13 protein-coding genes are annotated in these 13,852 nt (G+C 33.9%); 8 read left to right on the forward strand and 5 right to left on the reverse strand.

What is annotated here, in order from left to right; all coding sequences use genetic code 11:
• Positions 1-357 precede the first annotated feature (357 nt).
• The gene (locus ACE94K_RS21240) at positions 358-714 is read right to left on the reverse strand and encodes a T9SS type A sorting domain-containing protein (protein ID WP_378177302.1); all 357 of its coding nucleotides are present in this window, start codon (positions 712-714) and stop codon (positions 358-360) included.
• 750 nt (positions 715-1,464) lie between these two features.
• On the opposite strand from ACE94K_RS21240, the gene ACE94K_RS21245 reads away from it, so the two are divergent.
• The 3 genes from ACE94K_RS21245 to ACE94K_RS21255 all read left to right on the forward strand — a co-directional run bounded on the left by ACE94K_RS21245 (position 1,465) and on the right by ACE94K_RS21255 (position 7,147).
• Positions 1,465-2,124, forward strand: coding sequence for a response regulator transcription factor (locus ACE94K_RS21245; protein ID WP_378177305.1), 660 nt, complete (start codon positions 1,465-1,467; stop codon positions 2,122-2,124).
• A 159-nt stretch (positions 2,125-2,283) separates the two neighbouring features.
• Complete coding sequence (locus ACE94K_RS21250; RefSeq protein WP_378177308.1) at positions 2,284-4,707, forward strand: peptidoglycan DD-metalloendopeptidase family protein; 2,424 nt, start codon at positions 2,284-2,286, stop codon at positions 4,705-4,707.
• Between the two features lie 127 nt (positions 4,708-4,834).
• Positions 4,835-7,147 (forward strand): N-acetylmuramoyl-L-alanine amidase, encoded by a 2,313-nt coding sequence (locus ACE94K_RS21255; RefSeq protein WP_378177311.1) that lies wholly within the window; start codon positions 4,835-4,837, stop codon positions 7,145-7,147.
• A 92-nt stretch (positions 7,148-7,239) separates the two neighbouring features.
• Here the strand turns inward: ACE94K_RS21255 and ACE94K_RS21260 are convergent, their stop codons facing one another.
• The 4 genes from ACE94K_RS21260 to ACE94K_RS21275 form a co-directional block, all read right to left on the reverse strand.
• On the reverse strand, positions 7,240-7,641 hold the full coding sequence (locus tag ACE94K_RS21260) for a rhodanese-like domain-containing protein (RefSeq protein WP_378177314.1): 402 nt from the start codon (positions 7,639-7,641) through the stop codon (positions 7,240-7,242).
• A gap of 18 nt (positions 7,642-7,659) precedes the next feature.
• Positions 7,660-7,974, reverse strand: a complete 315-nt coding sequence (locus ACE94K_RS21265) for a rhodanese-like domain-containing protein (RefSeq protein ID WP_378177317.1) — start codon at positions 7,972-7,974, stop codon at positions 7,660-7,662.
• Between the two features lie 114 nt (positions 7,975-8,088).
• Positions 8,089-8,715 (reverse strand): thioredoxin family protein, encoded by a 627-nt coding sequence (locus ACE94K_RS21270; protein WP_378177320.1) that lies wholly within the window; start codon positions 8,713-8,715, stop codon positions 8,089-8,091.
• A gap of 50 nt (positions 8,716-8,765) precedes the next feature.
• Positions 8,766-9,290, reverse strand: a complete 525-nt coding sequence (locus ACE94K_RS21275; RefSeq protein WP_378177323.1) for a TlpA family protein disulfide reductase — start codon at positions 9,288-9,290, stop codon at positions 8,766-8,768.
• Positions 9,291-9,504: 214 nt separating this feature from the next.
• Between ACE94K_RS21275 and ACE94K_RS21280 the strand changes: the two genes are divergently transcribed.
• From ACE94K_RS21280 to trpD, 5 genes are all read left to right on the forward strand, one after another.
• Positions 9,505-9,957: a MarR family winged helix-turn-helix transcriptional regulator gene (locus tag ACE94K_RS21280; RefSeq protein ID WP_378177326.1), complete on the forward strand. Its 453-nt coding sequence runs from the start codon at positions 9,505-9,507 to the stop codon at positions 9,955-9,957.
• Positions 9,958-9,997: 40 nt separating this feature from the next.
• Positions 9,998-10,564: a YceI family protein gene (locus ACE94K_RS21285; protein WP_378177329.1), complete on the forward strand. Its 567-nt coding sequence runs from the start codon at positions 9,998-10,000 to the stop codon at positions 10,562-10,564.
• Between the two features lie 230 nt (positions 10,565-10,794).
• A complete protein-coding gene (locus ACE94K_RS21290) occupies positions 10,795-12,192 on the forward strand; it encodes an anthranilate synthase component I family protein (protein WP_378177332.1) in 1,398 nt (465 codons plus the stop codon).
• A gap of 27 nt (positions 12,193-12,219) precedes the next feature.
• Positions 12,220-12,789 carry an anthranilate synthase component II gene (locus tag ACE94K_RS21295; protein ID WP_378177335.1) on the forward strand — a complete coding sequence of 190 codons (570 nt, stop codon included), beginning with the start codon at positions 12,220-12,222 and terminating at the stop codon, positions 12,787-12,789.
• A gap of 9 nt (positions 12,790-12,798) precedes the next feature.
• Positions 12,799-13,794: an anthranilate phosphoribosyltransferase gene (gene trpD, locus ACE94K_RS21300; protein WP_378177338.1), complete on the forward strand. Its 996-nt coding sequence runs from the start codon at positions 12,799-12,801 to the stop codon at positions 13,792-13,794.
• Positions 13,795-13,852: the final 58 nt, after the last annotated feature.

Here is a 13,852-nt window from a genome sequence, read left to right on the forward strand (position 1 = left end):
TAACTCCAAAGATTAAAAGAAAACGAATAAGGCAACTATCACTAGAACACGACCGACTTCCTCTATCAATTAAATATATAAATACATATATTCCGATTAAGGAAAAAATAATTATAATCCAAGTAGAGCTTGTCTTATACTTTATTTTCTTTTAAAAACAGTCCTATTTCAATAAAGTACAACAACAATCCTAAACTAAACAAACAAGACTACAACGACTAGTGCATCATGCAGAAAAGTAATGCACATACAAAAATTGAAATACCTAAGATTATGGAATCCAAAGAAAGCTATTCAGTTTTAGTCATGATAAAATCGTGAAAGGATTAGAGTTAAAGTATACAAAACACGTAATTTTTATCTAACGTCTACACCATCTGTACCTTTATAAAATCTTTTTATTTCAAAATAATTACCCACTTGGACTTTTATCAAGTAAAGACCTACCTGTAATTCTGTAAGGTCTATTTCACGATCAAGATGCAGCTCTTTCTGTATTCTAATAAAGCCGGATTTATCCATAATTTTTATAAGCATAGGTTCTTTAACATCAGATAAGATTGTTATGGATTGCTGCGTAGCTGTAGCATCAAGTTCAAAAGAAAAATTTTTATCGTTGGTCAAAAGAGAATCGGTTGCAACCATATGCATCCAATTCGCAGATAAAGAAGATACACCAACAACGAACAAGAATGTAAGTATTATTTTTTTCATAATTTTATTTTTAATTAAGATACTATTTTACAGACGATTATACCGTTAAAAATTCCCCAAAAAAGTAGTTACACCATCCATTTTTAGAAAAATTTATTAATTGTTTACCCATTACACAAAAATCTAACTTCTTTGCCTACATCTTGTTTAAATGATTATCTGGTTCAGTTGCAATTGTGTTACCTGGAATAAAGCCTGCTAAAACAAACTATTTTACATCATAAAGTATGATTTTCGAAATGAATTCATTTTTTATACAAGTAAATAACATCAAAAAACTATTCTGTTTCTTCTTCAGCGTACGTAAATAACACATAAAAAGAGTGAGACTTAACTTACAAAAAGTATATGTTTAATAAAAAATTACCATTATCACAAATCTACCAAAAGGCTAGATTAACCTATTTAATCTTACTTATTGGTCTCTATAAAGTCAAATTATTTACTAACCTTTTGCCAATTTACTTTGACTTAAAAGACTGCATTACATCGAAAAACAATTATCCTTCAAGCAAAGAATAGAAATAAAATTTAATTTTATCAGGTTCACCCACAAACGCAACATCAATGAAAAAACCCAACCAATTTCAAGACTTTGCTTTACTTCCTTTTGTTATCCACCATTTTTTCCGAGAAAAGTAATACTCATCATTCCTTTACTACCCTGCATACATAATCAAATCATTCAGTGATAAGAGTATCAACCGAACCCAACTTATTACTGAAATTTCTTGACAAAACCCTAAAACTATGCAAGAATTTAATGTTATAGTCGCTTATGATGATCCGTTAAAACGACTAGGCATCAGAGCGATGTTAGAAGCCCCAGAAGATATGAAATTTAACTTATATGAAGATATAAGTGACTTAGACCATTTAAGAAAAGTTATTGTAGATAGTCAACCGGATTTTATTGTTATCGACGCTACCTTACATTCCAATAACTCCGGAATAGAATTGGCAAAATACACCAAATTACACGCCACCAAAACTAAGATAGTCATAATGGCATTTACCTTAGAAGATTGGCTAATTAAAGAACTTAAAAATCTGGAAATTAAATGGATTCTATACAAAGCCGATACTGTAGAAAATCTTAAGAAATGTGCTGGAAGAGCAATTTTAAATAAGCCTTATGTGAGCAAAAGATTTAGGGAATCCTGGTGGAAAGAAGAGGCAAATCCAGTAGTGGGAGTTTTGGATAAATCACACGAGCAACTCTCTAAGACCGAAGTAAAAATACTAAATCAGGTTGCCCTTGGAAAAACCAATAAAGAAATAGCCTTTGATCTTTTTAAAAGCGAAAAAACCATAAAGAATCATCGTCAGAACATTTGTAAAAAACTACAAATTACCGGAAGTAATGCGCTGTTTAAGTATACTATGAGACTAAAAGATGTATATCATTAAACATCCATCATTCTCACCTTTATCTTGCTACTTAAAAATGAGTACTTGTGCCCATGTTTTTCATAGACAGAGTTTATAATTTTCGAATTGAAAACTTTGCATTCTAATCAACAACACAATTTTTTAGTATACAAAGACACACAACACAAACTCATCATTATGAAAAACACTACACTTAAAGCCTTAGTAGCGTTAGTACTTTATGCTTCTTTATCAAATGCCCAAGAACTAATTTTTAGAAAGAACCAGGAACTATATATTCAGAACTTGAATATTGAAAATCCCAGAATATTAGATCAAAAGCAAGAGCAGTTCAACTTTAGATCTCATATTGATAAAATAGTACTACAAGCTGATCATATTTATAATCAAATGAAGCCAACCCCTGGTTTTGATTTTTTTCAAGGTCTTCAAAGTCCGTATGATCCTAATATCTGGATATACTTAGAAAGAGAACAAATAGGAGGTGCTTTTAATCTACAAAAGGTAAATCTTAAAAATAACCAACAAACTACCCTGCAGCATAAAAAAAACGGAGATCGAAAAGAGCTCGCCTTTAAACCTATAGCCTGGACAAAAAAACCACATCAAATTTTTGTAGAGGCATTGTATCTTGATGCAGCCGAAGAGCACCAAGGAATCTTTATCTATGACATCAAGGCAAACAAGCTTCAAAAACTTACTCTCCCTTTTACTTATAATGCAACACCCTTGCTTTCTCCAGAGCGGGATCGCTTTATTTTTTTAGGATCTACGCAAAAGAAAATAGATCCTTTACACGGAATTTCTAATATTATTTATGATTATACTATTAAAACCAAAACATATAAAACCTTACTAAAATTCAAAGAAAATAAATTACAAATCTTAGGATGGAAATCTGATACCAAAGAGAATAAAGAACAATCATTTCAACAAAAATCTGCCTTATCGTATTACCTCCCTTGGGATTTTGGTAAGGAAAATTGTGTCTCCAGACACGGAACTCCTGGTCCTACCGGCTCACATAGTCCCGTAGGGCAATGCGGCTATTTTACACCTGGAGGGCATCACGGATATCAAGCCATTGATTTTGCTACTTCACTTTCTGGGGATGATAATGTAAGAGCATCAGCAGCAGGAACCGTTTCTTTTTCGGGGATTAGTGGTAACTTATCTAGCGGATACGGCAGATTAGTGATTATTAGGCATAGTGATGGTACACGCACCTATTACGCACACAATAAAACTTTATTAGTAAATCAGGGACAAGCTGTACAAAAAGGGCAGGTTATCGCATTAGAAGGAACTACTGGAGGCTCTACAGGGGATCATATCCATTTTGAATGGAGAGCTGCGGGAGGCAACACTCCTACCGCCGGATCTTTTGTCGATGCCGGACAACCCAGACAAAATTATATTTATCGTTCTAAGAATTCTTTTGGATCTTCTACCGATACACAAGCTCCTACAACCTCAATCAATGCGATTGGAGGAAATACACAATCTAATGATTTTACAGCAAGTTTTAATGACAATGATAATGTAGGAGTAACCCGCAGATTTTATCAGGCTTTAGAAAAGTATGGCAGTAATTGGTATGCAAATCGGGGTAATGGATTCTTTAATGACAACTTCAATATTTTTTATTCCGGATATACTAAAGGTGCTGGAAATTGGACTATAAACAATGGACATCTGCGCCAGTCCAACACTTCTTCTGATAACACAAAGCTTAATACGTTTTTATCACAAAACTCCGGACTCCCCTATTTATATGAGTTCTCTGCAAAAACCATATCAACAAGTGGCCCTCGAAAATTTGGTATTCACATTATGGCTGACTCCCCCGATCTTAGTCAGAGAGGTAACTCATATCTGATATGGTTTAGCGGAGAAGATAACAAAGTAAGGATCTACGAAACAATCAATAATCAACTAAACTTCAGGGCTATTGATGATGTATCGTTGGATAACAAATGGGCAAACTATAAAATTACCTATAGCCCACGATTTGGGGTGATCGAAGTTTTTAGAAATAACAAATCCATCCTAAAATGGACTGATCCCTCTCCGATTAAAAATGGCAGTACCCTATCCTTAAGGACTAATAAGACTATGGTAGAATTTGATGATTTAAAAGTGTATAAATTCAGAGCAAATAGCACAGCTACCATATCGGCCGGATCAAGTGTTACTGACGACATTAGAAGACGAAATGGTAAGATTAAAAGTCTGGTTCGGGATGCTGCAGGTAATTGGTCTGCTCCCGGAAATCTGGATATAACCATTAGTTCGCTTACGCGTCAAAACACTGAAATACTGGATGATACATTTTTAGAAAATAAAATTCAGGTATATCCAAATCCAACCAATGGAAAAGATATAACCCTGAGTTATCAATCTCCCTCGGATGCTTATACCGTGATATCTATTATTGATATCACAGGTCGAGTGTTGAAATATTTCCGAGAGTATTCTAAAGAATCCATACATCAATCTTTGGATCTTAGCAACTATTTTACCTCCTTTCAAAATGGACAATATTTCATTAAGGTAAGCAATAAAAACGGTTCGAAAGTCGTGTCTGTTATCAAAAATTAATTTGAAAAATGTGTGTGTAAAAGGGTTCAATCGATTTAGTTAACGATAATGATAAGTCCTCTTATCTGAACCCTTTTCCTTTTTCAAATCACCTTTGCAACATAAACTCATAAAATACAAACTCACAATGAAAAAAATCAAAAAAATATCCTGCGTCATTCTGTGTATGGTAATCAATAGCATACTATACTCACAAGAAGTCAGATTCAAGGGGGAAGGAACATCTGAAAATGTTGTTGAATTAAATTCAAAAAATGCGATTCTGAATAGTAGTAATTTAACGTTTAATGAACAGGGTATTCTTATTTCTAAGGCATCACATTTAAAAAAAATTAAGATACATCCTGTAAACATTGGTCTTATTAAACCAGAACCTTTTATTAGTAGTCACCTTCAATTAAATGGAGTAAATCTGGATCCCGAAGTAATTTCCATTTCCTATAGGACATCAGAGAATGGAAAAAAATGGTCTACTTGGAAAAAAGTACCTTTTGAAGGGCACTCTGATAAACTTAACGATAAAAACCTAATATCAGCTCTCTTATATTTGGACTCATCGACTTCTCTTATTCAATACGCTCTGGATATTACGCCAAAAAAGGAAATTATTTTAAAAAAAATAATCCTAAAACATTATAGTCCGGGAGTTACACCACAAAAAATAATTGATGAGATCAATAATATCAAGACCCAAAATCAGGGTAAAGCGGCTTGTACAAAGCCTTCAGTAGTATCCAGATCTCAATGGGGAGCAAGACCCCCAAGTAGTTCGTTTTCCACTTCTCAAGTAACACATCTGATCGTTCATCACGAATTCGGTTCTAACTCCAGCAATGATTGGGCTGCAAGAGTAAGATCTGTGCAAAACTTTCATATGAATTCTAACGGATGGTCTGATATTGGGTATAATTTTTTAATCGATCCAAATGGAATCATCTATGAAGGAAGAGCAGGTGGTGACAATACTGTAGGTGCACACTTTTGTGGTAGAAATCGAAATACTATGGGAGTATGTATGCTAGGAAATTATTCTTCTGCCACTCCCAAAACTGCAACTCAGAATTCACTTAAAAAATTACTTGCATGGAAAGCTTCAAAAGAAAATATCAACCCTGTTGGATCTACCTATCACTATTCAATAAATAGCTCGTTAAAAACAATCTCCGGACATAGAGATGGTGGAGGCTGTTCTGCCTGTCCTGGTGATGGCGGGTATGCTATTCTACCAAGTGTAAGGACTGGCGTGCAAAATCTTATTAATAATGGTTGTTCGGGAACTGGAGGAACTGATAATCAAGCACCCACCACTACGATATCTGCATCAGGCGGAACTACACAATCTGGTGATTTTACAGTAAATTTTAATGATAATGACAATGTAGGAGTTACCCGCAGATTTTATCAGGCTTTGGAAAAGTATGGCAGTAATTGGTATGCAAATCGGGGTAATGGATTCTTTAATGACAACTTCAATATTTTTTATTCCGGATATACTAAAGGTGCTGGAAATTGGACTATTAACAATGGACATCTGCGCCAGTCCAACACTTCTTCTGATAACACAAAGCTTAATACGTTTTTATCACAAAACTCCGGACTCCCCTATTTATATGAGTTCTCTGCAAAAACCATATCAACAAGTGGCCCTCGAAAATTTGGTATTCACATTATGGCTGACTCCCCCGATCTTAGTCAGAGAGGTAACTCATATCTGATATGGTTTAGCGGAGAAGATAACAAAGTAAGGATCTACGAAACAATCAATAATCAACTAAACTTCAGGGCTATTGATGATGTATCGTTGGATAACAAATGGGCAAACTATAAAATTACCTATAGCCCAGGATTTGGGGTAATCGAAGTTTTTAGAAATAACAAATCCATCCTAAAATGGACTGATCCCTCTCCGATTAAAAATGGCAGTACCCTATCCTTAAGGACTAATAAGACTATGGTAGAATTTGATGATCTTAAAGTGTATAAATTTAGGGTAAATCAGTCACAAACAATTACAGCAGGATCAGCTGCTACAAAAGACATCAGAAGACGTAATGGAAAAATCAAAAGCTTGGTTAGAGATGCCGCTGGAAATTGGTCTGCTCCCGGAAATCTGGATATAACTATTAGCTCTCTTTCTCGACAGAATCCCAATCTTCAGGACGATACAAAACTGGATACTAATCCGATTATCTATCCGAACCCTACTACAGGAAATTCTCTTACGTTAAGTTACGATGCCGCTTCAAATCAGGAGATAGAAATTTCGATCTGGGATATTACAGGTAAATTACTAAAGAAAATGATGGAAAAGCCCGCTAAAGAGGATGAGCAAAAGACTATCGATATAAGTTCATTAGTAAAGAATCTTACATCAGGTAATTACATTGTTAAAGTAAAAAATGGCAAAAATATATTCTATTCTAGAATACTAAAGCAATAGGTAATGAGATCAAGCATATAAACAACAAAACCGACCAGAAATGGTCGGTTTTGTTGTTTATATGTATTTGAATTTTGGCATTGATCTTAGAATTATTTTACCAAATCCTTTCCTTTGTATTTCCATTCAGTTATACCTCCATCCAGATCATAAATTTTGGTAAAACCAGCTTTTTTCATATAAGAAGAACATTTGTTGCTTCTTCCTCCACGTCCACAATAAACCGCTACAGGCTTTGATTTATCTACCTCAGAAATCAAGGTTTCAAAATTTTCGTCACTAAAGTCTATGTTAATCGCTCCTTCGATATGACCTTCGGCATATTCATTTGGAGTACGAACATCAATAAGCTGTACTTTTTCCATTTCCAATAGAGAATCCATTTCCTCTACGGTAATAAGTTCTACGACAGCAGCATCTTTGTTATTAGCATCTTTACAATTCAATAATAAAATTGAAAAAAAGATTAAGGTTAGTATTGATTTAATTTTCATAAGTATGATTAGCTATTATTATTCGGCAACTTCGCCGTCCCAATTCATAAAACCACCGATTAGATTATAGGTAGTTTCAAAACCCATTTGATCCATGAGAGCACAAGCTTGTGCGCTTCGTGCACCTGAACGACAATATACATAGTAATTTTTAGATTTATCAAGCTTCTCTACTTCATCGAGAAAACCTTGTCCCAGGCGTATATCTAAATTAAGCATATTAGGAATATAACCATCTTCTACTTCTTCCTCAGTTCTAACATCTAAGATTATTGCATTGTTATCATTAGCAATAAGATCTTCCCATTGATCTTGAGTAATATCTTCGGCCATTTATTTTATATTTTTAGATTAATTTTTTGCCAATATATTTCAATACAAATATAAGAGTCCTTAGTTAATTGTACGAAAGCAATTGATGATTTATCTAAAATTATAGTACAATACTTATGCCTTTATACTGCAACCGATCGCTTTTGTAATTTCTACAGGTACTTTTTCTCCTGCAAGCAAGGCATTGACCGCATCTTCAACATATTTTTGATCAGCTGCAGATGCATCTTTATAATTATTGTCTATGGCACCAATATATCGAACGATGTTACCTTCAGCAGTTTTTTCCAGAAGATAAACGTGTGGTGTTTTAGTAGCACCATACTGAGGATAGATCTTTTGACCATCATCGAATAAATAAGGAAAAGTAAATCCTTTTTCTTTTGCTCTTACTTTCATATTCTCAAAACTATCCGTTGGATATGCTTTGGGATTGTTTGGATTAATAGCGATTACCGGATAGCCTTTTGACTTAAAAGTTTGATCTAACGCAATAATTCTATCTTCATATGCTACAGAATATGGACAATGATTACAAGTAAAGATGACAATAAAACCCTTAGCATCTTTGTAATCTTCCAACGATACCATAGTATCATCAATATTCTTAAGTTTGAAATCAGTGGCCGAATCACCAATGGTGTATCCAGCATCACTATCTGATACGTTAACTTTATCAATTGCAAATGCGCTTACCGCAATTACTAAAACAACTGCTACTAAAATCTTTAAAGTTTTCATTTGTTTGTTTTATTAAAGGTTCTTCTCAAAAAAATTAGAACCATATGATATTATAATATTTTTTTTAATTCTCTCTCCAATTCGTCATAAGTAAAGGAACGCTCATAAAAATTTGAAGTATTGTTTTTGTATATGATAGTCGCCGGAATGGACCCAGACCAACTCTCGTGTACTTTTGGAATCCAACTATTAGCATCTGGATCATCTAACAATACTACTTTACTTTGTATACGTTGCTTTCTAAGAAACGGAATCAGTTTAGACTCTACGTGATTTGGAAGGTCTAAACTTACCAGAATTACCTCAACCTCATCATCTGGATATCTACTATTTATTAATTCAAAGTACGGCAATTCTGCTACACAAGGTTTACACCAAGTAGCCCAAAAATTAACAACTCTAGTTTTTCCATCATTAATATTGAGTAAATGTTCAAAATTCTCAAAATCATACACAGGTATCTCCACACCTTTCTCAGAAATAACATTGGAAGCTTCAATCGCAACCTTCTGCTCTCCTTTACAATTTACCAACATCAGGGTAATACTTATGTATATAATTAATTTATGCATCATACTAAATTATTAAAACCCTTGATCACCAAAAAGGAAATTAACAAGGTTTAAATAGTTCATAAAGATAATTTTAGGATTTGGATAAAAACTAATCAAGCAATAATAGTATTTAACAACAGTAATCATTAAACTTTTAACAAAGAATTAGTATCTCTTTATCAATAACCAAACAAGAAATCTTTTACATTTGTATATACAAATATTGTTCATACAAATGAATATAGAAGATATTATAAAAACTAAAGAGACACTTCCACTTTCTAGAAAAGCCATAGTAAATCTTTTATATACAGAAAACTGGATAAGCGATCAGATCAATTCTGAATTAAAAATATATGATATATCTATTCAACAGTTTAATGTACTAAGAATTCTTAAAGGCCAGAAGGGAAAACCAGCAAACTTATCTACCATTCAGGAACGAATGGTAAGCAAAATGAGTAATACCACCCGATTAGTAGACAAGCTAATCAAAAAGGATTTGGTGAAACGTGTACTCTGTCTAACCAATAGAAGAAAAGTAGAAATTACAATAACCGAGAATGGAAAAAAATTTCTGGAGAAGGTAAGTCCTGTTATGAATGATTTTGAAAAAAGGATCACCTCATCTCTTTCTGATGAAGAACTCATCACCCTAAATAATTTATTAAATAAACTAAGAAATTAAGTTAGTAAACACTTTTTTATAATTTTAAACTTTAAACATCATGAAAACCAAAAGAAACACATTAGTCTTCGCACTTATTCTAACGGCCGCAACTTCAGTTTTTGCACAGAAAAAAGAAATCAAAGCATCTGAAAGCACAATCAATTGGACTGGCGAAAAGGTGACTGGTGAGCACACAGGAACCCTTAATTTTTCAAGTGGATTCCTAAATTTCGAAAACGAAAAATTAACCGGAGGTGAATTTGTAGTAGATATGACTTCGTTAGAAGTTACTGATCTTGAAGCTGGAAAAGGAAAAGAAAAACTAGAAGGGCATTTAAACTCTGATGATTTCTTTGGTGTAAAAAATCATAAAAAAGCTACTCTGGTAATTAAGAACGCATCAAAAATGGATGGTGGCTATAAAGTTACCGGAGATCTGACTATTAAAGGAAAAACAAATCCTATTACTTTTGATCTGGCCGTTGACGGAGATAAAGCTTCAACCAAACTAAAAGTAGACAGAACAAAATATGATATCAAATATGGTTCTGGTAGCTTCTTCGATAATTTAGGGGATAAAACGATCTATGATGAATTTGAATTAGCTGTAAATTTAAAAATGTAATTTTTTATTTTTTGAATTACAATTAATTTATATATTTGACTCAATAAATTAAATAATGAATTTAATCTTAACAAATACTTGGTGGTGGTCATCTTATAACGAAAACGTCGTGAGATAGCTCCTGTCATATAGTTAAGTAAACATATAAAAGGCTTGTCAAATCACGACAAGCCTTTTTTTTGTTCCGTTGTTCAAGGGGTTTTATAAATTATAAATATCAAAAATGTAACATGAGTTATACATTAACTACACATTTCAAACAAATTCTAGCGGATACTATTACTCCCGTAAGTGTCTATTTAAAAATAAGAGATCGTTTTCCTAATAGTTTGCTATTAGAAAATAATGACTACAGAGGTAGTGAGAACAGCTTTTCGTACATCTGTTGCAATCCTATTGCCTCTATTAAAATTGAAAATGAAATCATTTACAAATCTTTTCCTGATAAAACCACAACAGAAACTCCCATCACAAAAAACACTAATGTTCCTCTCATTATAGAAGAATTTGGAAAACAATTTAAAACATCCAAAAGTGATTTTAAATTCATTAACAATGGTCTGTTTGGATATATCTCTTACGATGCCGTTCGATATTTTGAAGATATTTCTATTTCAAAAAAAGAAGGTGGTATAGACATACCAGACATACAATACACTGTTTATCAAAATATTATAGCAATCAGTAACTTTACAAATGAAGCCTGTATTTTTGCGCATTGTTATGAATCAGAAAGCAATATTGCAGAAATAGAATCCTTACTTAAAGTAAAAAACTTTGCATCCTATAATTTTACAACCGTCGATCAAACTACCTCTAACCTAGATGATGAACAATACAAGGAACACGTAGCTCTAGCTAAGAAACATTGCCAACGTGGAGATGTCTTTCAACTAGTTTTATCAAAGCGTTTTTCACAGAAGTTCAAAGGTGATGAATTTAATGTGTATCGAGCTTTACGCAGCGTAAATCCGTCTCCCTACCTATTCTATTTTGATTATGGAGATTTTAAAATATTTGGTAGTTCACCAGAAGCGCAACTCGTAGTAAAAAATGACATCGCAGAAATTCATCCAATAGCAGGAACTTTTAAAAGAACAGGAAATGATGAACAAGATGCAGAGTTAGCTAAAAAACTATCTGCCGACGAGAAAGAAAATGCAGAACACGTGATGCTGGTAGATCTAGCACGTAACGACTTAAGCCGGAACGGAAGTGAAGTTACTGTCGATACTTATAGAGAAGTACAATTTTACTCACACGTGATTCACCTGGTGAGCAAAGTAACCGGCAAAAAACACAAAGATACCACAACAATGCAAGTAGTTGCTGATACATTTCCTGCAGGGACATTAAGCGGTGCCCCCAAACATATGGCGATGCAACTTATAGAAAAATATGAAACCGTAAACCGTGATTTTTATGGTGGTGCCATTGGTTTTATGGATTTCTCCGGAAATTTTAATCACGCGATTATGATAAGAACTTTTTTAAGTAAAAATCATCAATTGCATTGGCAGGCCGGAGCAGGATTAGTAAACGAATCCAACGAAGAAAACGAATTACAAGAAGTATACAATAAACTAGGAGCATTAACCAAAGCATTAAAACTAGCTGAAGAAATATAAGGAGCTGATAAACTCCTGAACAATGAGATGAAAAAAGTATTAGTAATTGACAACTACGATTCGTTTGTTTATAATCTGGTTCATTATTTAGAAGATCTGGGTTGCGAAGTAATCGTAAAACGTAATGACCAACTGACATTAGAAGAAGTGGCTCTGTTTGATAAAATATTGCTTTCACCAGGACCGGGAATACCGGATGAAGCAGGATTACTAAAAGAGATTATTAAAACCTATGCAGATACCAAAAGTATATTTGGAGTGTGTTTGGGTCAACAAGCTATCGGAGAAGTTTTTGGTGGAAGCCTGATAAATCTGGATGATGTCTATCACGGTGTTGCTACCGAAGTAAAAGTGACAGTCAAAGACGAAATTCTTTTTAAAGGACTTAATGAAACTTTCGACGTAGGTAGGTATCACTCTTGGGTAGTTGCCGAAGAAGATCTACCTTCTTGTCTGGAAGCAACCTCTTTTGACGAAAACGGACAAATCATGTCATTAAGACACAAAGAACTAGATGTAAGAGGAGTACAATTTCATCCCGAATCTGTGCTCACTCCAGACGGAAAAAAAATGTTAGAAAACTGGATAAATAATTAAAAGCTTAAAATGAAACAATTACTCAATAGATTAATAAATCACGAGACTATTTCTAAAGAAGAAGCTAAGCAAGTTTTGGTTAACATTTCTAAAGGTGAATACAACCAAAGCCAGATCGCCTCTTTTCTAACAGTCTATATGATGCGAAGTATTACCGTAGAAGAACTAGAAGGTTTTAGAGATGCGCTATTAGAACTTTGTGTTGCCATAGATCTTAGCGAATACAATCCAATCGATCTCTGCGGAACAGGTGGTGATGGAAAAGATACATTTAACATCTCTACGCTTTCATCTTTTGTCTCGGCAGGAGCAGGAATAAAAGTAACCAAGCACGGTAATTATGGAGTTTCTTCTACCTGCGGAAGTTCTAATGTGATGGAACATTTAGGAATCAAATTCAGTAATGATAAAGATTTTCTAAAACGTAGTATTGATGAAGCGGGGATCTGTGTTTTGCACGCTCCTCTGTTCCATCCCGCTATGAAAAATGTAGCTCCGATACGAAGAGAATTAGGGGTAAAAACATTCTTCAACATGCTTGGACCTATGGTCAATCCAGCATTTCCAAAAAACCAAATCGTTGGTGTTTTCAACCTAGAATTAGCTAGAATGTATGGGTATTTATATCAAAACACAGATAAAAATTTTACCATCATTCACGCTTTAGACGGATATGATGAAATATCATTGACCGGTAGTACCAAAACCATATCCAACAACACAGAAGGAATGCTAACTCCACAAGATTTTGGAGTACATACCCTAAAAATGGAAGAAATTGTTGGAGGGGATTCTATAGAGGAGTCTGCAGCTATTTTTATGAATATCCTTAACGGTAAAGGAACGGAAGCTCAGAATAATGTAGTGTGTGCAAATGCCGGTATGGCTATCGCAACTGTAGAAGGATTAGAACCCATACAAGGATTCGAAAAAGCAAAAGAATCATTGCTCTCCGGGAAAGGATTAAAGGCCCTGAAGAAAGTACAGGAGTTGAGTAGAAGTTAGTTATAGTGACATTCCGGCGAAGACCTGAATCCATAATAGAAACAAGTAATAATGAGAT

The organism is Aquimarina besae, assembly GCF_042434905.1.
GTDB lineage: Bacteria > Bacteroidota > Bacteroidia > Flavobacteriales > Flavobacteriaceae > Aquimarina.

What these genes read in the sequence shown, in the direction of transcription:
- ACE94K_RS21240 (WP_378177302.1), bottom strand. Translation starts at nt 714, where the DNA reads ATGAAAAAAATAATACTTACATTCTTGTTCGTTGTTGGTGTATCTTCT.
- ACE94K_RS21245 (WP_378177305.1), top strand. Translation starts at nt 1,465, where the DNA reads ATGCAAGAATTTAATGTTATAGTCGCTTATGATGATCCGTTAAAACGA.
- ACE94K_RS21250 (WP_378177308.1), top strand. Translation starts at nt 2,284, where the DNA reads ATGAAAAACACTACACTTAAAGCCTTAGTAGCGTTAGTACTTTATGCT.
- ACE94K_RS21255 (WP_378177311.1), top strand. Translation starts at nt 4,835, where the DNA reads ATGAAAAAAATCAAAAAAATATCCTGCGTCATTCTGTGTATGGTAATC.
- ACE94K_RS21260 (WP_378177314.1), bottom strand. Translation starts at nt 7,641, where the DNA reads ATGAAAATTAAATCAATACTAACCTTAATCTTTTTTTCAATTTTATTA.
- ACE94K_RS21265 (WP_378177317.1), bottom strand. Translation starts at nt 7,974, where the DNA reads ATGGCCGAAGATATTACTCAAGATCAATGGGAAGATCTTATTGCTAAT.
- ACE94K_RS21270 (WP_378177320.1), bottom strand. Translation starts at nt 8,715, where the DNA reads ATGAAAACTTTAAAGATTTTAGTAGCAGTTGTTTTAGTAATTGCGGTA.
- ACE94K_RS21275 (WP_378177323.1), bottom strand. Translation starts at nt 9,290, where the DNA reads ATGATGCATAAATTAATTATATACATAAGTATTACCCTGATGTTGGTA.
- ACE94K_RS21280 (WP_378177326.1), top strand. Translation starts at nt 9,505, where the DNA reads ATGAATATAGAAGATATTATAAAAACTAAAGAGACACTTCCACTTTCT.
- ACE94K_RS21285 (WP_378177329.1), top strand. Translation starts at nt 9,998, where the DNA reads ATGAAAACCAAAAGAAACACATTAGTCTTCGCACTTATTCTAACGGCC.
- ACE94K_RS21290 (WP_378177332.1), top strand. Translation starts at nt 10,795, where the DNA reads ATGAGTTATACATTAACTACACATTTCAAACAAATTCTAGCGGATACT.
- ACE94K_RS21295 (WP_378177335.1), top strand. Translation starts at nt 12,220, where the DNA reads ATGAAAAAAGTATTAGTAATTGACAACTACGATTCGTTTGTTTATAAT.
- trpD (WP_378177338.1), top strand. Translation starts at nt 12,799, where the DNA reads ATGAAACAATTACTCAATAGATTAATAAATCACGAGACTATTTCTAAA.